Source organism: Bradyrhizobium sp. LCT2 (genome assembly GCF_009931255.1).
GTDB classification, from domain to species: Bacteria; Pseudomonadota; Alphaproteobacteria; order Rhizobiales; family Xanthobacteraceae; genus Bradyrhizobium; species Bradyrhizobium diazoefficiens.
This window is the reverse complement of record NZ_CP034432.1, coordinates 5,295,344-5,319,806: the sequence shown is the minus strand read 5'-3', so window position 1 is coordinate 5,319,806 and position 24,463 is coordinate 5,295,344. Positions and strand designations below refer to the sequence as shown.

At 65.6% G+C, this 24,463-nt stretch carries 15 protein-coding genes; 13 read left to right on the top strand and 2 right to left on the bottom strand.

Annotated elements, in window-relative coordinates:
* The first annotated feature begins 86 nt into the window (after nucleotides 1-86).
* From EI171_RS25500 to EI171_RS25470, 7 genes are all read left to right on the top strand, one after another.
* A complete protein-coding gene (locus EI171_RS25500; RefSeq protein WP_161534989.1) occupies nucleotides 87-5,291 on the top strand; it encodes an alpha-2-macroglobulin in 5,205 nt (1,734 codons plus the stop codon).
* Between the two features lie 137 nt (nucleotides 5,292-5,428).
* A complete protein-coding gene (pbpC, locus tag EI171_RS25495; RefSeq protein ID WP_161534988.1) occupies nucleotides 5,429-7,489 on the top strand; it encodes a penicillin-binding protein 1C in 2,061 nt (686 codons plus the stop codon).
* A 50-nt stretch (nucleotides 7,490-7,539) separates the two neighbouring features.
* Entirely contained in the window at nucleotides 7,540-9,282 is a 1,743-nt protein-coding gene (locus EI171_RS25490; protein ID WP_011087212.1) for a glycosyltransferase family 39 protein, read from the top strand.
* Between the two features lies 1 nt (nucleotide 9,283).
* Nucleotides 9,284-10,129: a phosphatase PAP2 family protein gene (locus tag EI171_RS25485; RefSeq protein ID WP_161534987.1), complete on the top strand. Its 846-nt coding sequence runs from the start codon at nucleotides 9,284-9,286 to the stop codon at nucleotides 10,127-10,129.
* 65 nt (nucleotides 10,130-10,194) lie between these two features.
* Nucleotides 10,195-10,935: a glycosyltransferase family 2 protein gene (locus EI171_RS25480; RefSeq protein WP_028174100.1), complete on the top strand. Its 741-nt coding sequence runs from the start codon at nucleotides 10,195-10,197 to the stop codon at nucleotides 10,933-10,935.
* The gene (locus tag EI171_RS25475; protein WP_011087215.1) at nucleotides 10,928-11,242 is read left to right on the top strand and encodes a lipid-A-disaccharide synthase N-terminal domain-containing protein; all 315 of its coding nucleotides are present in this window, start codon (nucleotides 10,928-10,930) and stop codon (nucleotides 11,240-11,242) included. Before EI171_RS25480 ends, EI171_RS25475 begins: the two co-directional genes overlap by 8 nt.
* A 9-nt stretch (nucleotides 11,243-11,251) precedes the next feature.
* Nucleotides 11,252-11,707: a DUF3592 domain-containing protein gene (locus EI171_RS25470; RefSeq protein WP_097532085.1), complete on the top strand. Its 456-nt coding sequence runs from the start codon at nucleotides 11,252-11,254 to the stop codon at nucleotides 11,705-11,707.
* On the opposite strand, the gene EI171_RS25465 is transcribed toward EI171_RS25470, so the two are convergent.
* Together EI171_RS25465 and metC are read right to left on the bottom strand one after the other, a co-directional pair.
* On the bottom strand, nucleotides 11,678-13,369 hold the full coding sequence (locus EI171_RS25465) for a Na/Pi cotransporter family protein (RefSeq protein ID WP_060912272.1): 1,692 nt from the start codon (nucleotides 13,367-13,369) through the stop codon (nucleotides 11,678-11,680). The genes EI171_RS25470 and EI171_RS25465 overlap by 30 nt on opposite strands.
* 155 nt (nucleotides 13,370-13,524) lie before the next feature.
* Nucleotides 13,525-14,709, bottom strand: a complete 1,185-nt coding sequence (metC, locus tag EI171_RS25460) for a cystathionine beta-lyase (RefSeq protein WP_161534986.1) — start codon at nucleotides 14,707-14,709, stop codon at nucleotides 13,525-13,527.
* Between the two features lie 381 nt (nucleotides 14,710-15,090).
* Between metC and EI171_RS25455 the strand changes: the two genes are divergently transcribed.
* The 6 genes from EI171_RS25455 (at nucleotide 15,091) to EI171_RS25430 (ending at nucleotide 24,418) form a co-directional block, all read left to right on the top strand.
* On the top strand, nucleotides 15,091-16,107 hold the full coding sequence (locus EI171_RS25455) for an amino acid ABC transporter substrate-binding protein (RefSeq protein WP_011087218.1): 1,017 nt from the start codon (nucleotides 15,091-15,093) through the stop codon (nucleotides 16,105-16,107).
* A gap of 23 nt (nucleotides 16,108-16,130) precedes the next feature.
* The gene (locus tag EI171_RS25450) at nucleotides 16,131-17,336 is read left to right on the top strand and encodes an amino acid ABC transporter permease (RefSeq protein WP_060912270.1); all 1,206 of its coding nucleotides are present in this window, start codon (nucleotides 16,131-16,133) and stop codon (nucleotides 17,334-17,336) included.
* On the top strand, nucleotides 17,333-18,853 hold the full coding sequence (locus EI171_RS25445) for an amino acid ABC transporter permease (RefSeq protein ID WP_161534985.1): 1,521 nt from the start codon (nucleotides 17,333-17,335) through the stop codon (nucleotides 18,851-18,853). Before EI171_RS25450 ends, EI171_RS25445 begins: the two co-directional genes overlap by 4 nt.
* 11 nt (nucleotides 18,854-18,864) lie before the next feature.
* Nucleotides 18,865-19,602, top strand: coding sequence for an amino acid ABC transporter ATP-binding protein (locus tag EI171_RS25440; RefSeq protein ID WP_028174094.1), 738 nt, complete (start codon nucleotides 18,865-18,867; stop codon nucleotides 19,600-19,602).
* 101 nt (nucleotides 19,603-19,703) lie between these two features.
* Nucleotides 19,704-21,944 carry a tetratricopeptide repeat protein gene (locus EI171_RS25435; protein ID WP_161534984.1) on the top strand — a complete coding sequence of 747 codons (2,241 nt, stop codon included), beginning with the start codon at nucleotides 19,704-19,706 and terminating at the stop codon, nucleotides 21,942-21,944.
* Nucleotides 21,945-22,147: 203 nt separating this feature from the next.
* Nucleotides 22,148-24,418, top strand: coding sequence for a glycosyltransferase family 41 protein (locus tag EI171_RS25430; protein WP_161534983.1), 2,271 nt, complete (start codon nucleotides 22,148-22,150; stop codon nucleotides 24,416-24,418).
* Nucleotides 24,419-24,463: the final 45 nt, after the last annotated feature.

Below are 24,463 nucleotides of genomic sequence, written 5' to 3'. Positions count from 1 at the left end.
TCTGGTTCCATCGCCTTGAGTCCGTCACCTTTCCACGCATTTCATGCGACAAGCGGCGTTCGTCCGCGATTTCCGGGAGTCCATCCATGATCGGTCTTGTTCGCGCCGTCACAATCTGCGCCGCGCTGGCGCTCGGCCTTTCGGCTGCGCAAGCCGCCGACAAGGCTTTCAAACGCGACGATCTCGCCGATTCCGCGATCAAGCTCGAGGCGCAGATCAAGAGCGAGGCGGGACCGGTCGCCAAGACCAACGCGACGCTGCGCACGGATGCTGACGCCGCCTTCCGGCGCAATGATTACCGTGCCGGCCTGTCGGTGCTCGGCCAGATTGCGGCCACGACGCCTGAGGATGCCGGCAACTGGCTGCGGCTTGCCAAGGTGATCTTCCAGATCTGGCCGAAGAACTCGAGCGAGCAGACGTTCCTGCTGGAGCGCGCCTCGACGGCGGCCTACATCGCCTATCAGCGCGCCGGCAATCCGGGCGAGGAGGCCGACGCGCTCGCCGTGCTCGGCAAGTCGCTGGCCGAACGCAAGCTGTGGCGGCCGGCGCTGGACGCGCTGCGGCTGTCGCTCGACATGCGCGAGGTCGCCGACGTCCGCGGCCAATACGAGAAGATGCGCGACGAGCACGGCTTCCGCCTGCTCGACTATACCGTCGATTCGGATTCGGCCAGTCCGCGCGCCTGCTTCCAGTTCTCGGAGGAGCTCGCCAAGCGCACCGACTTTGCGCCGTTCCTCGCGCTTGCGGGCCAGGACAAGCCGGCGCTGTCGGCCGAAGGCAAGCAGCTCTGCGTCGACGGCCTGAAGCACGGCGAGCGCTACAACATCAATCTGCGCGCCGGCCTGCCGTCCACGGTGAAGGAGGGGCTGCCGAAATCGGCCGAGTTCAACGTCTATGTGCGCGACCGCAAGCCCTTCGTGCGCTTCACCGGCCGCGCCTATGTGCTGCCCAGGACCGGCCAGCGCGGCATTCCCGTGGTCAGCGTCAACACGCCCGCGGTCAACATCAACGTCTTCCGGATCGGCGACCGCAACCTGATCAACACGGTGGTCGACAGCGACTTCCAGAAGACGCTGTCCAAGTATCAGCTCAGCGATCTCGGCGACGAGCGCGGCGTGAAAGTCTGGACCGGCGAGCTCGCGACCGCGATGACGCTGAACCAGGACGTCACCACGGCATTCCCCGTTGACCAGGCACTGGGCGAGCTCCAGCCGGGCGTCTATGTGATGACCGCCGCGGCCAAGGGCCCGGGCTCGGACGACGAGTACCAGCTCGCCACGCAATGGTTCATCGTCTCCGATCTCGGCGTGTCGGCCTATTCCGGCAACGACGGCATCCACGTGTTCATCAACTCGCTGGCCTCGACCGAGCCGGTCGGCAAAGCCGAGGTGCGACTGGTCGCGCGCAACAACGAGATCCTGGCCACCCGCAAGACCGACGATTCCGGTCATGTGCTGTTCGAGGCCGGCCTTGCGCGCGGCGAGGGCGGCCTGTCGCCGGCGATGCTGACGGTGACGGGCGAGAAGGCCGACTATGCCTTCTTGAGCCTGAAGACCTCGGCCTTCGACCTCAGTGACCGTGGCGTGGCGGGCCGCGTGGTGCCTGTTGGCGCCGATGCCTTCGTCTATGCCGAGCGCGGCGTCTACCGTTCCAGCGAGACCGTCTATCTCACCGCGCTCTTGCGCGACGGGCAGGGCAATGCCGTCACCGGCGGGCCGATGACCCTGGTGGTCGAGCGCCCTGACGGCGTCGAATACCGCCGCGCCGTACTGTCCGACCAGGGCGCCGGCGGCCGCGCGCTGTCCGTGCCGCTCAACTCGGCTGTGCCGACCGGGACCTGGCGGGTGCGCGCCTTCACCGATCCGAAGGGCTCGTCGGTCGGCGAAACCACCTTCATGGTCGAGGACTATGTCCCCGACCGGATCGAATTCGAATTGTCTGCCAAGGACAAGCTGATCAAAGCTAACGCTCCAGTGGAGCTTAAGGCCGACGGTCATTTCCTCTACGGCGCACCCGCCTCGGGTCTCCAGCTCGAAGGCGACATGCTGATCGCGCCCGCTTCGGAACGTCCGGGTTTTGCCGGCTACCAGTTCGGCGTCGCCGACGAGGAGACCACCTCGAACGAGCGCACGCCGCTTGAGAACCTGCCCGAGGCCGACGCCAACGGCGTTGCCACCTTCCCGGTGACGCTGGACAAGCAGCCGGCCTCGACCCGCCCGCAGGAGGCGCAGATCTTCGTCCGCATGGTTGAGACCGGCGGCCGCGCCGTCGAGCGCAAGCTGGTGCTGCCGGTCGCGCCCGCGAGCGCCCTGATCGGCGTCAAGCCGCTGTTCGGCGACAAGAACGTGGCCGAAGGCGACAAGGCCGAGTTCGACGTCGTGTTCGTCTCGCCCGAGGGCAAGACGTTGCCGCGTGACGGCCTGCGCTACGAGCTCCTGAAGATGGAGTCGCGCTACCAGTGGTATCGCCAGAACAATTACTGGGAGTATGAGCCGGTCAAGTCGACCTCGCGCGTCGCGGACGGCGACCTCACCATCGCCTCCGATAAGCCGTCGCGGGTCTCGCTGAGCCCGCGGCCCGGCCGCTACCGGCTCGACGTCAAGTCGAGCGACGCTGACGGGCCGGTGACCTCGGTGCAGTTCGACGTCGGCTGGTATTCCGACGGCAGCGCCGATACGCCGGACCTGCTGGAGACCTCGATCGACAAGCCGCAATATGCCTCCGGCGACACCATGACGGTGTCCGTCAACGTGCGCAGCGCCGGCAAGCTCACCGTCAACGTGCTCGGCGACCGCCTGCTGACGACGCAGACGATCGACGTCAAGGAAGGCACCGCGCAGGTGAAGCTCCCGGTCGGCAAGGACTGGGGCACCGGCGCCTATGTGGTGGCGACGCTGCGCCGTCCGCTCGATGCCGCCGCCCAGCGCATGCCGGGCCGCGCCATCGGCCTGAAATGGTTCGGCATCGACAAGCAGACCCGCACGCTGAGTGTGAAGCTGACGCCGCCGGCGCTGATCCGGCCGAACGCGATGCTGAAGATCCCGGTCAGGCTCGACGGGCTCAATCCGGGCGAGGACGCCAAGATCGTCATCGCCGCGGTCGATGTCGGCATCCTCAACCTCACCAATTACAAGCCGCCGGCGCCGGACGATTACTATCTCGGCCAGCGCCGCCTCTCCGCGGAGATCCGCGATCTCTACGGGCAGTTGATCGACGGCATGTCGGGCACGCGCGGCCAGATCAAGTCCGGCGGCGATGCCGGCGCGGCCGAGCTGCAAGGTTCGCCGCCCTCGCAAAAGCCACTCGCGCTTTATTCGGGCATCGTCACCGTCGCCGCTGACGGCACCGCCGAGGTGAGCTTCGACATTCCGGAGTTCGCCGGCACCGCGCGCGTGATGGCGGTGGCGTGGACCGCGACCAAGCTCGGCCGCGCCAACACCGACGTCGTGATCCGCGATCCCGTCGTGCTGACCACGACCTTGCCGCGCTTTCTGCTCAATGGCGACCACGGCACGGTCAACCTCGAAATCGACAATGTCGAGGGCCAGGCCGGCGACTACGTCATCAACGTGAAGACCAGCGGCCCGGTGAAGATGACCGGCAATCCCGCGACCACGGTCAAGCTCGCCGCCAAGCAGCGCAACGCGTTCTCGCTTGCGCTCGATGCGACCGCAGCGGGGCAGGCGACGCTCGACGTCGACATCAAGGGGCCGAACGGCCTTGCACTCGCACGCCACTATGCGTTCGACGTCAAGGCGGCGACGCAGGTACTGGCGCGGCGTTCGATCCGGACGCTGGCGAAGGGCGAGAGCCTGACGCTGACCTCGGACATGTTCTCCGACCTCGTGCCGGGCACCGGCAGCGTCTCGGTCTCGGCGAGCCTGTCCACGGCGCTCGATGCGGCGACGATCCTGAATGCGCTCGACCGCTATCCCTATGGCTGCTCGGAGCAGATCACGAGCCGCGCCATGCCGCTGCTCTATGTCAACGAGCTTGCGGCCGGCGCCCATCTCGCCATGGACACCGAGGTCGACCAGCGCATCCGCGACGCGATCGAGCGGCTCCTGGCGCGACAGGGCTCGAACGGCTCGTTCGGACTGTGGTCGGCCGGCGGCGACGACGCCTGGCTGGATGCGTACGTCACGGACTTCCTGACCCGGGCCCGCGAGAAGGGCTTTGCGGTGCCGGACGTGCTGTTCAAGAACGCGCTCGACCGCGTCCGCAACTCCGTCGTCAACGGCAATGAGCCGGAGAAGGACGGCGGCCGCGATCTCGCCTACGGCCTCTACGTGCTTGCACGGAACGGCGCGGCTCCAATCGGCGACCTCCGCTATCTCGCCGATACCAAGCTGAGCAACCTCGCGACGCCGATTGCGAAGTCGCAGCTCGCCGCGGCGCTCGCGCTGGTCGGCGACCGTAACCGCGCGGAGCGGGTCTATGGCGCTGCGCTCGACAGCCTCGCGCCCAAGCCGGTGCTGGAGTTCGGCCGCACCGATTACGGCTCGCAGCTTCGCGATGCGGCGGCGCTTGTCTCGCTTGCCAGCGAAGGCAACGCGCCGAGGGCGACGCTGACGCAGGCGGTGTCGCGAGTCGAGACCGCGCGCGGGCTGACGCCCTACACCTCCACGCAGGAGAACGCGTGGCTGGTGCTGGCGGCGCGGGCGCTCGCCAAGGAGAACCTGTCGATCGAGGTCGACGGCCAGCCGGTCAAGACCGCGCTCTACCGCAGCTACAAGGCGGACACGCTGAGCGGCAAGCCGCTGAAGATCACCAACACCGGCGATGCGCCGGTGCAGGCGGTGGTCTCGGTGTCGGGCTCGCCGGTGACGCCGGAGCCGGCGGCCTCCAACGGCTTCAAGATCGAGCGCAATTACTTCACGCTCGACGGCAAGCCCGCCGACATCAGCAAGGTCAAGCAGAACCAGCGCTTCGCGGTGGTGCTGAAGATCACCGAGGCCAAGCCTGAGTACGGCCACATCATGGTGTCCGACTATCTGCCGGCGGGCCTTGAGATCGACAATCCGAAGCTGGTCTCGTCCGGCGACAGCGGTACGCTGGACTGGATCGAGGACGGCGAGGAGCCCGAGGATACCGAGTTCCGCGACGACCGCTTCACGGCGGCCGTTGACCGGGCCTCGGACTCCAAGTCGGTCTTCACCGTCGCCTATGTTGTCCGCGCCGTTTCGCCGGGTAAATACGTATTGCCGCAGGCTTATGTCGAGGACATGTACAACCCCTCGCGCTACGGGCGGACGGGCACGGGGAACGTCGAGGTACGGGCGGCGAAGTGAGTGGAGCGCAGATGAGCGAAGCCAACCAAGTGTCTCGTCATTCCGGGATGGTCCGAAGGACCAGACCCGGAATCTCGAGATTCCGGGTTCGGCTCTTCGAGCCGCCCCGGAGTGACGGAGAAGGAGGGCGCACCACCATGCGCATCCTTTCCGTCCTCGCCTTCACACTCATCCTCGCCATCACCGCCTTCGTCGGCTGGGTCTACTCCCTCGGCCCGCTCCCGCTCGACGAAGCGCGCCAGGTCTCCACCACCATCGTCGATCGCAACGGCAAGCTGCTGCGGGCCTACGCCATGGCGGACGGCCGCTGGCGGCTTCCGGTCGACGCCAGGACGAACGTCGATCCGATCTATCTCAAGCTGCTGCTCGCCTATGAGGACCAGCGCTTCTATGCCCATGACGGCATCGATCCGCTGGCGCTGGGCCGCGCCGCGTTGCAGCTCGGAACGCGCGGCCAGATCGTGTCCGGCGGCTCGACCATTACCATGCAGCTGGCACGGCTGATGGAGCCGCGGCGGCAGCGCTCGCTCTATGCGAAGCTGCGGCAGATGGTCCGCGCGATCGAGATCGAGCGGACCCTCGGCAAGAGCGAAATCCTCGACCTCTATCTCGCGCTCGCGCCGTATGGCGGCAATCTCGAAGGCATCCGCGCCGCCTCGATCGCCTATCTCGGCAAGGAGCCGAAGCGGCTCTCGCTGGCTGAAGCCGCATTGCTGGTGGCGCTGCCGCAATCGCCGGAGACGCGCCGGCTCGACCGCTATCCCGATGCGGCGCTCAAGGCCCGCGACCGCGTGCTCGACCGCATGGTCGAGGAGCACGTGGTCAGCCTCGATGACGCAAAGCAGGCCAAGGCCGTGCCGGTGCCGAAGCTGCGCAAGCCGATGCCGGTCCTGGCGCCGCATGCGTCCGACACCGCGCTTGCGACGGTCAAGGATACGCCCGTCATCAAGCTGACGCTGGACGCCAATCTCCAGAAGGTGCTGGAGCCGCTGGCGCGCGACCGCGCGGTTGCGCTCGGTGCGAACATCTCGGTCGGCATCATCGTGGTCGACAACGAGAGCGGCGACGTGCTCGCGCGCGTCGGCTCGGCTGATTATTTCGACGAGAGCCGGGCAGGGCAGGTCGACATGACGCGCGCCATCCGCTCGCCGGGATCGACGCTCAAGCCCTTCATCTACGGCCTCGCCTTCGAGGACGGCTTCGTCCATCCCGACAGCCTGATCGACGACCGGCCCGTCCGCTTCGGCTCCTACGCGCCGGAAAATTTCGACATGACGTTCCAGGGCACCGTGCCGGTGAAGAAGGCGCTGCAATTGTCGCTGAATGTGCCGGCGATCGTGCTGCTCGACCGCGTCGGCGCGAGCCGGCTGGCGTCGCGGCTGCGGCAGGCCGGCGGCAATCTCATCCTGCCCAAGGACGAAGCGCCAGGGCTTGCCATGGGGCTCGGCGGCGTCGGCGTGACGCTTCAGGACCTTGCGCAGCTCTATGCTGGGTTTGCCCGCCTTGGAACCACCAAGCCGCTGCGCGAGGTCGTGGCTGCCAGAGACGACCGCGAGCCGCTGCGGCTGCTCGATCAGGTCGCGGCCTGGCAGGTCGGCAATGTGCTGCTGGGTACGCCGCCGCCGGAAAACGCCGCCCACAACCGGATCGCCTTCAAGACCGGCACATCCTACGGCTTTCGCGACGCCTGGTCGGTCGGCTTCGATGGCCGCATGACCATCGGCGTCTGGGTCGGTCGGCCCGATGGGGCGCCGGTTCCCGGCCTGATCGGCCGTGTCGCCGCCGCGCCCATCCTGTTCGACGCCTTCGCCCGAACCGGTAAGACGCTGGCCCCGCTGCCGAAGCCGCCCAAGGGAACCCTGGTCGCCAGCAACGCCAAGCTGCCGCTGCCCTTGAAACGGTTCCGCCCGGTCGGGGAACTGGTGCGGACCGGCAGCGAGCAGGCGCTGCACATTCAGTTCCCGCTGAACGGCTCGCGGATCGACGTCGATCGGTCGGGTGGCTCTGAGGCCGCAGCCATGCCGGTCAAGGTCGCCGGCGGCGTTCTGCCCATGACCGTCATGGTTAATGGCACGGCGCTCGGCGAGATCGACGGGCGCCGCCAGCGCCTGATTGATCCGCCTGGTCCGGGCTTTGCGCGGCTCACCGTGATCGATGCCACTGGCGCCGCGGACACAGTTGTCATTCGAATTCAATGACCCGGCCTTAAGCGGTTGTCGGAATGACGGTTTCAGCGTAAGCGGAACCAATGGCCGAGACCTACCCAAGCCCCCGTTTTGGAGCCCCCCGCGAGCCGAAATCGCCCGTAAATCCGGGTAGCCGGCTGGTGTCGATGCTCGATGTCGTCACGGCTAGCCACGCCCGCGCGGTGGCCTTTCTGGTGCTGTGCGCACTGCTGCTGTTCCTGCCGGGCTTCTTCACGATCCCGCCTGTCGACCGCGACGAGGCGCGCTTTGCGCAGGCCACCAAGCAGATGGTCGAGAGCGGCGACTATGTCGACATCCGCTTCCAGGAGGACGTCCGCTACAAGAAGCCGGTCGGCATCTACTGGTTGCAATCTGCGGCAGTCGAAGCCGCCGCGGCACTCAAGCTGCCGAAGGCCGAGTTGCGGATCTGGGTCTACCGGCTGCCGTCGCTGCTGGGGGCGATCGGCGCCGTGCTCATGACCTATTGGGCGGCGCTCGGCTTCGTCACGCGGCGCGGTGCGGTGCTCGCGGCGCTCTTGATGTGCGCCTCGGTGCTGCTCGGCGTCGAGGCGCGGCTCGCCAAGACCGATGCGATGCTGCTGTTCTGCGTGACCGCCGCGATGGGCGCGATGGCGCGGGCCTATCTGTCGTGGCAGCGCGCCGAGGACGAGACACATCCGCCCTGGAGCTGGCCCGCGATCTTCTGGACCGCGCTCGCCGTCGGGATCCTGATCAAGGGGCCGCTGATCCTGATGTTCGCCGGCCTGACCATCGTCGCACTGGCGATCCAGGACCGCGATGCCTCCTGGCTGTGGAAGCTGCGCCCGCTCTGGGGCCTGATGTGGATGCTGGTGCTGGTGCTGCCCTGGTTCGTCGCGATCTTCTGGCGCGCGGGCGATGCCTTCTTCGCGGACTCCGTCGGCGGCGACATGCTGAGCAAGATCGGCGCGCAGGAATCCCATGGCGCGCCGCCCGGACTGTACCTCGCGCTGTTCTGGATCACCTTCTGGCCGGGCGCGCCGCTCGCCGCGATGGCGGCGCCTGCGGTGTGGCGGGCGCGGCGTGAGCCCGGTGCGCAATTTCTGCTGGCCTGGCTGGTCCCGTCCTGGATCGTGTTCGAGGCGGTGCTGACCAAGCTGCCGCATTACGTGCTGCCGCTGTACCCGGCGATCGCGATCCTGACCGTCGGCGCGCTGGAGCGGCGCGTGCTGTCGCGCTCCTGGCTGATGCGCGGCTCGGCCTGGTGGTTCGCAATCCCCGCGGCCGCCTCGATCATCGCGGTGGTCGGCGCGGTGATGCTGACGCGGCAGCCGGCTTTCGTGGCCTGGCCGTTCATCGCGGCGTCGCTGATCTTCGGCCTGTTCGCCTGGTGGCTGTTCGACACCAACCACGCCGAGCGCTCGGTGCTGAACGCGCTGGTCGCAGCCTTGATGCTTGCGGTCGTGGTCTACGGCATCGTGCTGCCGTCGCTGACGCCGGTGTTTCCGAGCATCGAGGTCGCGCGTGCTCTGCGCAACGTAACCTGCGTCGGGCCGAAGGCGGCCGCCGCCGGCTATCACGAGCCGAGCCTCGTGTTCCTGACGGGCACCCAGACGCTGCTCACCGACGGCTCGGGCGCAGCGGACTTCCTGCGGCAGGGCAGCTGCCGCTTCGCGCTGATCGAGCAGCGCTCGGAGCGCAGCTTCGTGCAGCGCGCCGAGGCGATCGGGCTGCGCTACAAGGTCGGCGCCCGCATCGACGGCTACAATTTCTCGCAAGGGCGCGCGATCTCGATCTCGATCTTCCGCTCGGAAGGCACCGAATAGGATGCCGGCCTCGACCAACATCGCGCCGCGGCCGAGCTATCCCGCGCAGTTTCTGACCGTGACGGGGCGTGCGCTGGCGCAGCTCGTGCGTTCGCCCTCGCATTCGCGCCGCGCCGAGGCCGCGCGAAAGCTGGCGCGCCATTCGCTATGGCTCAGCGCAGCGGGCGCGGCCCTGGTCATCGCGCTGATGCTGGCGTTCGACCTGACTGAGATCCAGTTGATGCCGGCGCGCGGCACGCCCGGCCTGTGGCCGATCCGCATCCTGACCGATTTCGGCAAGGACGAGTATGTGCTCTCGGCGCTGGCCGTCGCCCTCGTGGCCGTGGCGCTCGTTGCGGCCGGCCTTTACGGCACCCGCCGCGCGTTGCTGCTCGGCCTCGGTACGCGGCTCCAGTTCCTGTTTCTATCCGTTGCATTCTCGGTGTTGATCGCCGAGATCCTGAAATATCTCATTGGCCGCGGACGTCCGTTCGTCGGCGGCAAGGCCGACCCGTTCAACTTCATCCCGTTCGAGGGCAGCGGGGCCTATGCCAGCCTGCCGTCCGGCCATGCGGTGACGGCGTTCGCGCTCGCTTTCGCGGTATCCGCACTCTGGCCGCGGCTGCGCGTCTTCATGTTCACTTACGCAATCGTGATCCTGCTGACGCGCCTGGTGCTGCTCGCGCATCATCCGAGCGACGTCGTGGCCGGTGCCCTGGTCGGCATGGTCGGCGCCATGGCGGTCCGCTACTGGTTCGCGGCCCGTAGGCTCGGCTTCGCCATCCGCGCCGATGGCAGCATCTTGGCCATTCCAGGACCGGTCGGCGGCCGCCTCAAAAGGGTTGCCCGCGGGGCCTCCGCCCCATAAAAGCGGCTGCCTGCCGGGGCCGCCGGTTCCCCGAGGCGCAGGCCAATTCCAACCACGAGCCTCATTTGTCGACGTCCCAGCCTTCGGTTTCCATCGTCGTTCCCGTGCGCAACGAAGCCGACAACATCGCGCCCCTGATCGAGGAGATCACCGCGGCGCTCGACAGCCGCTGGGATTACGAGATCATCTACGTCAATGACGGTTCGACCGATACGACCGGCGAGCGGCTCAAGGCCATCATGGCGCAGCGGGGCAATCTGCGTCAGCTCCGACATGCGAAATCCGGCGGCCAGTCCGCTGCCGTGCGCAGCGGCGTGCGTGCCGCGCGCGGCGCGATCGTGGCCACGCTCGACGGCGACGGCCAGAACAATCCGGCGTTCCTGCCGGACCTGATCGCGGCGGTCGAGAAGGGCGCCCATGTCGGGCTCGCCGCGGGCCAGCGCGTCGGACGCAAGGACACGGGCTTCAAGAAATTCCAGTCTCGCGTGGCGAACAAGGTCCGCAACGGCATCCTGAAGGACGGCACGCGCGACACGGGTTGCGGCCTGAAAGCATTCCGGCGCGAGGTCTTCCTCGCGATGCCCTATTTCGACGGGCTGCACCGTTTCCTGCCGGCACTGGTGCGGCGTGAAGGCTACGAGATCGCCTATGTCGACGTGATCGACCGGCCGCGCCGCTCCGGCGTGTCAAATTACGGTTTCTTCGACCGGCTATGGATCGGCATCATGGATCTGGCCGGCGTGTGGTGGCTGATCCGACGCAAGAAGCCGACGCCCGACGTGACCGAGGTGACACCTCATGACTAGCCTTCTCAACTATCTGCACGACGTCTTCGTCGTGAAATTCGACGCCTGGGTGATCCTGGGCTTCGTGGCGCAGGCGTTCTTCACCATGCGCTTCGTGGTGCAGTGGATCGCGTCCGAACGTGCGCGCAAGAGCGTCATGCCGGTCGCGTTCTGGTTCTTCTCGGTCGGCGGCGGTGCGCTGCTCCTGGTCTACGCGCTCTATCGCAAGGATCCCGTGTTCATCGCGGGCCAGGCGCTTGGCCTCGTCGTCTACCTCCGCAACGTCTATTTCATCATCATCAACGGCAAGCAGGTCTCGAGCGAATAGCTCGCTCTTGTGTGCCTCATCGGCATGAACAAGTTACAAGCCGTCCTGTTCACGTCGGTCTTTCTGGTCGGCCTGCTGTTACTCGGGCTCGGCCTGTTCGAGCTCGGCAGCACCGTCGCGTTCCTTGTGCGGGCCGAGCAGACCGAAGCGCGGTTCATGGGTGCCGTCGCGCGGACCGGCGGGAATCATGGCGGAACGTTTCTCTATCCGTCGTTTCAATTCACGACGATCGACGGGCGCTCGGTGACGTTCACGTCCTCGTCGGGCTCGACCGCTCAGCCTTATTCAGACCGCGAGCAGGTCAAGATAGCCTACGATCCACGGCGGCCCGAGGATGCGCGGCTGCTGTCGTTCCTGACGCTGTGGATCGCTCCGGTCCTGCTTTGCGGCGCGGGCCTGCTGCTGGCGGGCGGCGCGGTTCTTGTTCGCGCCGGGCTAGCGCGGCAACGCCGAGGCCGCGCCTGAGGCGGGTAGGGCGGCTGTCTCGGTCTCGGTCCTGCGATACGGCTCGCCCGCGGCATCCAGCACGGGATAGGCGACCGAGCAGATGTGCGAATGGATGCGGCGCAGATCGCGCAGCACGTCGAGGTGCAGCGAGGTGGTCTCGATGGTCTCGGGGCGGCCCTCGCGCAGGCGGTCGAGATGGCGCTCGACGGCGGCAAGCTCGGTGTTCTTCAGCGTGGTCTTCTCCACCAGCAGCTTGCGCGCTTCATTCGCATCACCCGACATGAACACGCCGAAGGCGATCCGCAGCGATTCCATCGTGCGCTTGTGGAAGGCGGCGAGCTCCTCGGAGCCCTCGGCCGAGAACTGGAAGCGGCGCTTGATCTTCTTGGTCGCAAGCTCGCTCAGGCTCTTGTCGATGATGTCGCCGATGTGTTCGAGGTTGATGGCGAAGGATATGATCTCCATCGCGCGCCGCCCCTCGCTCTCGTCGAGGCTGCCCCGCATGAGTTTCGTCACGTAAAGCTTGATGGCTTCATCCAGGCCGTCGACGACATTGTCCATCTTCGAGACCTGGTCGACCAGGGCGCGGTCGCCCGTCATCATCGCGGCCATGACCTTGCGCAGCATCACCTCGACGAAGTCGCCCATCCGCAGCGTTTCGCGGGCGGCGTCGGCGAGCGCCAGCGACGGCGTCTCCAGCGCGGTCTCGTCCAGATAGCGCGGGCGGGCCGGATCGGTCTCCTGGATGCGGGCGGGCAGGAGGCGGGTCAGCAGGCGCGACATGGTATCGAGCAGGCCGATGAAGATAATGGCGGTGCCGACATTGAAGGCGATGTGGAAGGCGGCCGTCATCCTGGCGAGATCCGGCTGCCAGGCGTGCATGTGCTCCGCGATCACGCTCAGGAATGGCAGCACCAGTGCAATCCCGATCACGCGATTGACGAGATTGCCGACCGGCAGGCGGTAGCTCGCGGGATCGTCGCGCCTGGCCCCTTCGAACACGGGGTTGATGGCGCTGCCGAGATTGGCGCCGAGCACCAGAGCCAGGGCCGCGTAGGGCGTGATGAACTGCGAATAGGCCAGCGACATGATCAGCAGCACGCTGGCGACGCTCGAATGCACCGCCCAGGTGACGAGCGCCGCGATGACGATGCACAGGATGGGATCACCCGTGATCGCCGACATCACGACGCGCACGCCGGGTGCGTTCTCGGCCGGCGCCAGCGTGTCGAGCAGGATGTGCAGCGACAGCAGCATCAATCCGAGGCCGATGCAGACGCGGCCGACGTCCTTGATCCGCGAGCGCGGTCCGGAGCGGAAGGCGACGAGGCCGAGCACGAACAGCACGGGCGCGACGGCAGCAATGTTGAACGACAGCACCTGCACGATCAGCGTCGTGCCGACATTGGCCCCCAGCATGATGGCAAGCGCTGCGGCGAGGCTGACGAGGCCCTCGGCGGTGAACGAACTGGTGATCAGGGCGGTCGCCGTGCTGCTCTGGAGCAGCGCGGTGAGCCCGAGGCCGGCGGCGAACGCGCTGACGCGGTTGCCGAGCGCCTTGCCGAGCAGGCGGCGGAGGTCCGGGCCGAAGGCGCGCAGGATTCCGCTGTGGACCATGTGCAGGCCCCACAGCAACAGCGCCACGCCGCCCATCAGATCAAGCAGAACCAACGTTCCCATGCTCCGTGTCCGGATGAGAGTCGATTGGTGAGGCTAGCGCCAAATGCTTGAGGATCAAACCATTTGTTGGCGCGTCGGCGTTAACGTTTGCGGCGGCTGCACGTTCCCGCGGCGCGCGTTGCCGCGACCTCAGGCGCGATGCCTTTTGAGCAGGCTCACATTGCTGTCTTGAGGGCAGCGAAGCCGCGATCGAGATCCGCTTTGAGGTCGTCGGTACTTTCGAGCCCGATATGCAGACGCAGGGTAGGGCCGCCCGGCGCCCACTTGGTCGCGGTGCGATAGCCGTCGCAGTCGAAGGGAATCGCAAGACTTTCGAAGCCGCCCCAGGAGAAGCCCATGCCGAACAGCTTGAGCGTGTTGAGCATGGTGTCGACGGCCTTCTGCGGGGCCGGCTTCAGCACGATGCTGAACAGGCCCGAGGCGCCGGTGAAGTCGCGCTTCCAGATCGCATGACCCGGATCGGTCTCGAGCCCGGGATGCAGCACGCGCGCGACCTCGGGTCTGGCCGCGAGCCAGCGCGCCATGTCGAGGCCGGAACGATGATGCTGCGCCAATCGCACCGACAGCGTGCGCAGGCCGCGCAGCGCCAGGAAGACGTCGTCGGGGCCGGCGCAGACGCCGAGCAGGCGGATGCCCTCGGCGATCTGCGGCCAGGCTTTTGCGTTGGCCGAGATGGTGCCGAACATGATGTCGGAATGGCCGCCGATATATTTGGTCGCCGCCTGCATGCTGATGTCGACGCCCTGCTCGAGCGAGCGATGATAGAGCGGGGTGGCCCAGGTGTTGTCGTCGATGACGAGCGCATCGCGCGCATGCGCGACCTCGGCGATGGCGCGGATGTCGGGCATCTCGAACGATTGCGAGCCCGGCGCCTCCACCAGCACCGCACGCGTGTTGGGCTTGAACATCTTGTCGATGCCGGTGCCGATCAGCGGATCGAAATAGGTGGTCTCGACGCCGTAGCGGGCGAGCATGCCGTTACAGAAATTGCGCGAAGGCCGATAGACATTGTCGCAGACCAGAATGTGGTCGCCGGTCTTCAGCACCGAGAGCAGGGTGGTGGAGATCGCCGACAGCCCGGATGGCACGATGCCGACGCCGGCGCATTGCGGCCCCTCCAGCGCCATCAGCGTGTCCTGGAACGCCCTGGTCGTCGGGGTGCCGTGGCGGCCATAGGTGAACTCGCCGCGATGGGCATGCAGGTCCTCGGCGGTCGGATAGAGCACGGTCGAGCCGTGGAACACCGGCGGATTGACAAACCCCTTCTGCGCCTTGGTGTCGCGGCCGGAGGTGACCAGCCGGGTCTCGGCCTGCTGCTGGGAGGGGTGCGAGGAATCCATGCGCCTGCTTTCAAAACTGCGTTTCCGCCGGGCGCGATGCGCCCCGCTGGCCGGCCGAAAGGCCGCTGTCGTTAATAACAGAACACAGAAGAGTCCCGTCAACCCCTTGACCCGGCTCGCCAGTCGTTCTGTGATGCGTAGGTGCTATTCAGTCGCCGCATGTTGAGGGGCCTGCCGCGACCTTCGATCCATCGTCTGACCGGACCTTGCGCCACAGCCATAATGGCGGGCGCCTGCGGCGGGGATTAAGGTATGGCCTCCCGAGATCGGCGAGTGTTCGGCAAGGTTTTCCAGCATGACTCTTGCAAGGCTCACCCTGGCAGAGACGATCCTGAGACAACATTCCTGACCTTGAGACGACCCTTGAAAGGCCTTCCCCCCATGAAACGCGTAACCCTGGCTCTCACTCTTGCTCTCGCCGCCGGCCTGACTGCCCAAGCCGCCGATGCGCAAACGCTCAAGACCGTCAAGGACCGGGGCACGCTGTCCTGCGGCGTCAGCCAGGGCCTGCCGGGCTTCTCCGCGCCCGACGACAAGGGCAACTGGACCGGGCTCGACGTCGACGTCTGCCGTGCGATCGCGGCCGCCATCTTCAACGATCCGACCAAGGTCAAGTTCGTGCCGACCTCGGCCAAGGACCGTTTCACGGCGCTGCAATCCGGCGAAATCGACGTGCTCTCGCGCAACACCACCTGGACCATCTCGCGCGACACCTCGCTGGGCGCCAACTTCACCGGCGTGACCTATTATGACGGGCAGGGCTTCATGGTGAAGAAGTCGCTCAAGGTGAATTCCGCCCTCGAGCTCAACAGCGCCTCGGTCTGCGTGCAGACCGGCACCACCACCGAGCAGAATCTGGCCGACTACTTCAAGGCCAACAACATGAAGTACGAGGTGATCGCGTTCGGCACCAACGACGAGACGGTCAAGGCCTATGAGGCCGGCCGCTGCGACGTGTTCACCACCGACCAGTCGGGCCTCTATGCCAACCGCCTCAAGCTCGCCAATCCCAATGACCACATGGTGCTGCCCGAAATCATCTCGAAGGAGCCGCTCGGCCCGATGGTGCGCCACGGCGACGACCAGTGGTTCGACATCGTGAAATGGACGCTGTTTGCCCTCGTCACCACCGAGGAGCTCGGGGTGACCTCGAAGAACGTCGACGAGAAGGCGAAACTCGAAAGCCCTGAGCTGAAGCGCGTGCTCGGCAGCGACGGCAATTTCGGCGAACAGCTCGGCCTGACGAAAGACTGGGTGGTGCGGATCGTGAAGGCGGTCGGCAATTACGGCGAGGTGTTTGATCGCAACGTCGGCGCGGGCTCGCCGCTCGCCATCAATCGCGGCCTCAACAATCTCTGGAACAAGGGCGGTCTCCAGTACGCGCCGCCGATCCGCTGATCCCGCTTGAGCGGCACGCGGCGATGAGCACCGAGGCTCGAAAACCGCCGGCCCAGATCGCGCTGAAGATCAGGCGCATTCTGGGCGGCAAGGCAGGCTGGAACGGCGTCGCCGTCCAGTTTGCCTTCGCGGCGATCCTGGGCTGGATCGGTTATGAGATCGTCTCCAACGCCCGCGCCAACCTCGAAAACCAGCACATTGCCGCCGGCTTCGGCTTCCTCAGGAACAATGCCGGCTTCGACGTCAACCAGACCCTGATCTCCTACACTGGCTCGGACACGTTCCTGCGCGTGTTCATCGTCGGGCTTCTGAACACGCTCGTGGTCTCGGTGGTGGGCATCTTTTTCGCCACCGTGATCGGCTTTATCGTCGCGCTGTGCCGGCTGTCGCCCAACTGGCTGCTGTCGCGCATCGGCGAGCTCTACGTCGAGATCATCCGCAACCTGCCGCTGCTGTTCCAGATCCTGTTCTGGTACCTGGCGGTGCTCGCGGCGCTGCCAAATCCGCGGCAGAGCATTTCGCTGCTCGGCATCGCCTTCGTCAGCAATCGGGGCCTCGTCATTCCCCGTCCGATCGGCGAGAGCGGGTTCGAGCCGTTCCTGGCGATGCTGGTCCTCGGCATCGTCGCATCGCTGGCGTTGCGCTTCCATGCGCGGCGCGCGCTGTTCCAGCGCGGGCAGGTGATCCGCATCTGGCCTTATGTGCTGGGCCTGCTGTTCGGGCTGCCGCTGGTCACGATGCTGGTGTTCGGTCTGCCCTTCACCTTCGAGCTGCCGCAGCTCAAGGGCTTCAATTTTGCCGGCGGGTCGCGGATCATCCCGGAGTTCGTGGCGCTGACGGTCGCCTTGTCGACATATACCGCCGCCTTCATCGCCGAGATCGTGCGCGCCGGAATCCTGTCCGTGCACAAGGGACAGATGGAGGCGGGGTCCTCGCTGGGCTTGAGCCGCGGCACAACGCTCCGGCTGATCGTCGTGCCACAGGCGATGCGCGTCATCGTGCCGCCGCTGACCAACCAGTATCTCAACCTCACCAAGAACTCCTCGCTGGCGGTCGCCATCGGCTATCCCGACCTGGTGTCGGTGTTCGCCGGCACCTCGCTGAGCCAGACCGGACAGGCGATCGAGATCATCGCCATGACGATGGGCGTCTATCTCTTGATCTCGCTCGTCACCAGCGCCGTCATGAGCGTCTACGGTTGGCGCGTCAGCCGGAGTCTGGGCGCATGACCGACATCACCTCGTCCAGCTTCGTTCGCCAGGACCTGCTCACCGAGCGTCCCGCGCCGGTGAAGACCACGGGCTTCGTCGGCCTGATGCGCACGCGCCTGTTCAACTCGCCGACCAACATTCTGCTCACGATCGTGGGCGCCCTGCTGCTCTGGTTCACCATCATTCCCTCGGTCAGGTTCCTGATGGTCGATGCGGTCTGGGCCGGCAAGGATCGCACGGCCTGCCTGGCCGAGAATGCCGGATTTGCGGTCGGCGCCTGCTGGCCCTACATCCAGGCCAAGCTGCCGCAACTGATCTACGGCTTCTATCCCGAGGCCGAGCGCTGGCGGGTCAACCTCACGCTCATCCTGGCGGCAGTCCTGCTGGTGCCGCTGCTCGTTCCGCGCCTGCCGTCGAAAGGGCTGAACGCCGGCCTGTTCTTCTTCGCCTTTCCGGTGGTCGCATTCTTCCTGCTGCGCGGCGGCGGCATCACCGGCTTTGGCCTGAGCTGGACGGCCGGCCTCCTGCAATTGTTCGACGACAGCATCATCGGGGCAGGGCAGGCCCTGCTCAATCTCAGCAAGACGTCGGCCATCGCCCCATTGCTGTGGGTCGTTGGCAACCTCGTCGTGCTTGTCGGCACGGCGATCTACTGGCTGATCTTTCCGCTGACCTGGCTGCGCGATCAGCTCCAGGGAACGGGCCAGTCGGTCTGGGTCGATTTCGCCATCACCGCGGTGATCGTCTCCCTGATCGCCTTCCTTCTCGGCGGTGGTGTGCGCGCCGGCTGGCGTGCGCTCGCATCGAGCATTGCCAGCTTCGTCGCCATCGCCATCGTGATCAAGCTGATGGGGCTCGATCATGGCGGGCTGCCGGTCGTGGAGACGAGCCTGTGGGGCGGCCTGCTGGTGACGCTGGTGGTGTCCGTCACCGGCATCGTCACCTCGCTGCCGATCGGCATCGCGCTGGCGCTGGGCCGCCGCTCCACCATTCCGCTGATCCGGATCTTCTCGATCGCCTTCATCGAGTTCTGGCGCGGCGTGCCGCTGATCACCGTGCTGTTCTTCGCGACCTACATGCTGCCTCTGTTCCTGCCCGGCAATTTCACGGTTGACGGTCTGGTGCGTGCGCTGATCGGCATCGCGCTGTTCACGGGCGCCTATCAGGCCGAGAACGTTCGCGGCGGGCTTGCTGCTATCCCGCGCGGGCAGGGCGAGGCTGCGGCGGCCCTCGGGCTGTCCTGGTGGAAGACGACCTCGCTGATCGTGCTGCCGCAGGCGCTGCGCCACGTCATTCCGAACCTCGTCAACAGCTTCATCTCGCTGTTCAAGGACACCTCGCTGGTCTCGATCGTGGCGCTGTTCGACCTCCTGGGCTCGCTCAGGGCCTCGTTCTCGGATCCGAAATGGTCGACGCCGTCCACGGCGTTCACGGGTTTCGCGTTCGCGGGGATCATCTATTTTCTGTTCTGCTTCGGAATGTCACGCTACTCGCTGTTCGTCGAGCACCGCCTCAACGCCCACCGCCGCAACTGATCGAGGCCACCATGTCCGACCCCATCGTCAAGATTTCCGGCCTGAACAAATGGTACGGCGAATTTCACGTCCTGCGCGACATCGACCTCGAGGTGAAGAAGGGCGAGCGCATCGTGATCTGCGGGCCCTCGGGCTCCGGCAAGTCCACGCTGATCCGCTGCATCAACGCACTGGAGGAATTCCAGGAGGGCGAGATCGTCGTCGACGGCATCGCGCTCGGGCCGAACCTCAAGCATGTCGACGCGGTGCGCCGCGAGGTCGGCATGGTGTTCCAGAGCTTTAACCTGTTCCCGCATCTGACGGTTCTGGACAATTGCACGCTGGCGCCGATCTGGGTCCGCAACATCCCCAAGAGGGATGCCGAGGCAACCGCGATGAAATTCCTGGAGCGAGTCAAGATCCCGCACCAGGCCAACAAGTTTCCGGGCCAGATGTCCGGTGGCCAGCAGCAGCGGGTCGCGATCGCGCGCGCGCTGACGATGAACCCGAAGGTGATGCTGTTCGACGAGCCGACCTCGGCGCTCGACCCCGAGATGGTCAAGGAGGTCCTCGACACCATGGTTGACCTCGCCGGGGAGGGCATGACCATGCTGGTCGTGACCCACGAGATGGGATTTGCCCGCGAGGTCGCCAACCGCGTCGTGTTCATGGACGCCGGCCAGATCATCGAGGCCAATACCCCGAACGAGTTCTTTGCCGCCCCCCAGCACGCCCGCACGAAACTGTTCCTGAGCCAGATTCTGCGGTGAGCGCCTGAAAATCCGGCGGCCTCGCTGCTCCAACCGACCCACCAGCTTCGCACCATGCGAATCAGCTTGCCTCTTTTCGGACCATCCTCCGGAGAGAGACCTTGCAGAGCAGTGTCGGCGCGCGCGCATACCAGAATGCGCGATTGGAAAAGAAGCTGAGGAAGCAGGCGGACGCCGTCATGTCCTTCGCGATCGAGGCGCTTGGGCAGGGCAGATTTGACGAAGTCGAGATCCTTTGCCGCGAGATCCTGAAGGAGGTTCCGGATCACTTCCACGCCACGCACCTGCTCGGCCTGCGCGCGTTCGACGGCGGGTGGCTCGAGGACGCGCAATTCCTGCTTGAGCGCGCCGTTGCACTCGATCCGCGTTCGCCCGATGCCCATGGCAATCTCGGGGCCGTGTATTTCGCGCTCGAGAGGTTCAAGGATGCCCGCGCATGCCAGGAGAAGGCGATTGCGCTGAAGCCGAATTGTCCGATCACCCTGACCAATCTCGGCAATACGCTGCTGCACCTCGGCCTCGCCAAGGAGGCGATCGAACTGCACGAGCGCGCCATCAGGCTGAAGCCGAACTATGCCGATGCATTTTGCAACCGCGGGATGGCGGAACTGATGATCGGCCAGTTTGAGCGCGCCGGGGTGGACTTCGATCGCGCCCTGTCGTTTCAGCCGCGTCACGCCGAAGCGATCGCCGGCAAGGCTATGGTGAGCCTCGAGCTCCGGCACTTCGAGGCGGCGGAGGCCGCCTTCGAAGCTTCGCTCGCGCTCAAGCCGGGCTCACCGCGGATTCTGGTGCAGCGCGGACGGCTCCATTTGACCCTGTACCGGCTGGAGCAGGCGGCCGCGGATTTCGATGCAGCGCTGGCGCAATCGCCACGGAACGAGCTCGCGCTGTGCTGGAGGGCGCAGGTCGACATTATGGTGAGGAACACGGCGGGGGCGATGGCGGGCGTCAAGACCCTGCTTGAGGTCAATCCGCAATCCGAGGCGGGCATGTCGCTCCTGGCCTCTTGCTATGCGAACCAGGGAGATATCGCGACGGCGCTCGAATATCTCGATGCGGCGCTGGCGATCGCGCCGGACTTTCCGGAGGCCATCGGATACAAGATTTTCGTGCTGGATTACCTGCCGGAGGCCGATTTCGTGGTCCAGCAGGCGGCACGAAAATATTGGTGGGATCAGATCGGCGCCAAGCTTCCGCAAAGGACCCTGTCGCCGCGCGATCTCGATCCGGACAGACGGATCGTGATCGGATATGTCGCGTCGGAATTCAGGCAGCATTCGGCGGCGTACACCCTGTTGCCGGTGATGCGCCATCACGATCACGCCAAGTTCAAGATCGTCTGCTATTCCTGCTGGCCGTTGCAGGATGGGATGACCGAGAAGTTCAAGGCTTGCGCAGACGTCTGGGTCGAGGCCGCGCAGTTTTCGGACGATGAACTGGCCGATCGTATCCAGGCCGACGGGATCGATATTCTGATCGATGTGTCCGGACATACGACCGGCAGCAGGCTCCATGTTTTCTCGCGGAAGCCGGCCCCCATCCAGGTCACGGGCTTCGGGCACGCAACAGGCACGGGCCTTCAGACGATGGACTACGTGCTCGCGGATCCGATCTTCATTCCGCAGTCGGCGCGCCACCTGCTGGCCGAAAAGGTCTATGACCTGCCGAGCCTGATCACGATCGATCCCATCCTGGACGTGCCACCTTCGGAGCTTCCCATGCTCCGCAACGGCTATGTGACCTTCGGTGTGTTCAACCGCATCTTGAAGATCTCGGACGAGGCCATCCGGGTGTGGTCGAAGGTGATGCGTGAGGTGGCGGGATCGAAGATCATCATCAAGAACGGGCTGCTCGACGATCCGATGCTGCGCGACGGTCTGATCGCGCGGTTCGTGGCACAGGGCATCGCCGAGGAGAACGTCATCTGCATGGGCTCGACCTCGCGCCGCGAGCATTTGCGGGCCTTTGCCAATGTCGACATTTCGCTCGACACCTTCCCGCAAAACGGTGGCATCAGCACCTGGGAATCCCTCTATGCGGGCGTCCCGGTCGTCGCCAAGCTCGGTAATGGCTCCTCGTCGCGCGCCGGCGGCTCCATCGTGGCGGCCGTCGGTCTCGGCGACTGGGTTGCCGATGACGACGAGGGCTATGCCGCGATCGCGTGCAAATTTGCCGCGCAGCCTGCCCATCTGGCGAAGCTGCGCGCGGATCTGCCGGCGCAGATCGCCAATTCACCCGCCGGCAACGTCGAGATCTACACGCGTGAGGTCGAGGCGGGATATCGCCAGTTCTGGCGCGACTATTGTGCCGAGGCCTCGGAAACATGCGACGTTGCGTAGGCACGTCCGCCGCGCCGGACCGCGACGTCCGAGGCCTGAGATCATCGACATCAGCTTTGGATGTGCATGCCCGAGGCTGGTCCCGAGCCAGATCCCGCGCGGGGGACCGGAAGATCCCGGGGGTGTTGCCGGTCCAGCCGATCGGGCGGCCTCGGCCGCGAATCAGTTAGACTCTCGGTAAGGCCATCCTCCGGAGAGTAACCTTGCAGAACAGCGGCGGCGCGCGCGCATTCCAGAACGCGCGATTGCAGAAGAAGTTGATGAAGCAGGCGGATGCCATCATCTCCGCCGCGGCCGCCGCCTATGGCCAAGGCAAATTTGCCGAGACAGAGGCGCTATGCCGTGAGATCCTGAAAGCGCTTCCGGATCATGTCGACGCCTTGCACCTGCTCGGGATGTGTGCGCATGACGGCCGCCGCCTGGAGGAGGCCCGGGAGCTGCTCGAGCGCGTGATTGCGCTCGATCCGCGCCTGCATGACGCCCATAACAACCTGGCGACCGTGCACTTCGACCTCGGTAATTTCGAGGAGGCGCGGCGGTGTCAGGAGAGGGCCATCGCGCTGAAACCGAATTTCGTGGTCGCGCTGACCAACCTCGGCAATACGCTGATGCATCTGGGGCAGTACGAACAGGCGCTCGAACTGCACGAGCGCGCAATCAAGATCAAGCCGGACTACGCCGATGCGTTCTGCAATCGCGGAATGGTCGAGATAGTGCTTGGACAGATCATGCGCGCCAAGGAAAGTTTCGATCGCGCCTTGCTGTTTCAGCCGCGTCACGCCGAGGCAATTGTCGGCAGCAGCATGGTCAGCATGGAGCTCCGGCACCACGAGGAGGCGGCAGCCAAGCTTGCCACGGCGCTCGCGATCAAGCCCGGCTCGCCGAGGATTCTGGCCCAGCGAGGGCGGCTCAGTTACGAGTTGCAGCGCCTGGAGCCGGCGCTTGCGGATTTCGAGGCCGCGCTTGCCATTTCGCCCAAGCTCGAACTGGCCCTCCGGGGCAAGGCACAGGCCTGCCTCGTGATGGGGAAGACCGCGCAGGCGATGGCGGCCGCAACGGCCTTGATCGAGCAAAATCCGCGCTCCGAGGTCGGCTTGGCGCTGATGGGATTTTCTCATTCAAATCAGGGAGAGATGGACGCCGCGATCGAATATCTCGATCGCGCGCTGGCGATCCGCCCGGACTATGGAGATGCGATCAGGGGCAAGATCTTCTTGCAGGACTACCGCGCCGAGGCCGATTTCGCGCTCCAGCAGGCGGTACGACGAGATTGGTGGGACTTGATCGGCTCCAAGCTGCCGCGGCGGACGCTGCCGAAGCGGCCGCTCGATCCGGACAAGCAGATTGTGGTCGGCTATGTCGCTGCCGAATTCCGGCAACACTCGGCGGGCCTCACCTTGCTACCGGTGCTGCGCCATCATGATCACGCCAACTTCAAGATCATCTGCTATTATTCCTGGCCGGGAGCGGACGAGTACACCGCCATGTTCAAGTCGCTGGCGGACGTCTGGGTCGACGCCTGGGACCTTTCGGACGACGAACTCGCCGATCGCATTCAGGCTGACAATGTCGACATCCTGATCGACGTTTCGGGCCATACGACCGGTAACAGGTTGCAGGTTTTCGCGCGAAAGCCTGCCCCCATCCAGGCCACTGGGTTCGGACACGCGACGGGCACGGGCATGCAGACCATGGACTATGTGCTCGCGGATCCCGTTTTCATTCCGCCGTCGGTCCGGCATCTGTTTCCCGAAAAGATCCACGATCTGCCGTGCCTGATCACGATGGAGCCCGTCTCGGATCTGCAGCCGTCCGAGTTGCCGATGCTCCGCAACGGCTACGTCACCTTCGGCGTGTTCAACCGCATCTACAAGATATCGGATGATGCGATCCGTGTGTGGTCGCGGATCATGCGCGAGGTTCCGGGATCCAAGATCGTCCTCAAGCACGGTCTGCTCGATGATCCCCTGCTGCGCGACAGCCTGATCGCGCGTTTCGTGGCGCAGGGCATTGCCGAGGAGAATATCACGTGCCTCGGCACCACCTCGCGCAACGACCACCTGATGGCCTTTGACAAGATCGATATTTCGCTCGACACGTTCCCACAGAATGGCGGCATCAGCACCTGGGAATCCCTCTACAAGGGCGTTCCCGTCGTCGCCAAGCTCGGCATTGGAGCCTCTTCGCGTGCCGGCGCCTCCATCGTGGCCGCCGTCGGTCTCGGCGACTGGGTCGCCGAGGATGACGATGGCTATGTCGAGATCGCCCGCAAGTTTGCATCGCAGCCCGAGTATCTGGCGAAGTTGCGCGCGGGATTGCCGGCTCAGATCGCAGCCTCGCCCGCCGGCAATGTCGAGATCTACACGCGTGAGCTCGAAGCGGGTTACCACCAATTCTGGCGAGACTATTGTGTCGTCACCTCGGAGAGCGGCGACGCTGCGGTAAGCGGGGCAGACGCACCTGGCGGTTCCTGATCCTGCAGCGAGCCCCGGAATAGCCCGGAAGGATTTCCGGTCCCC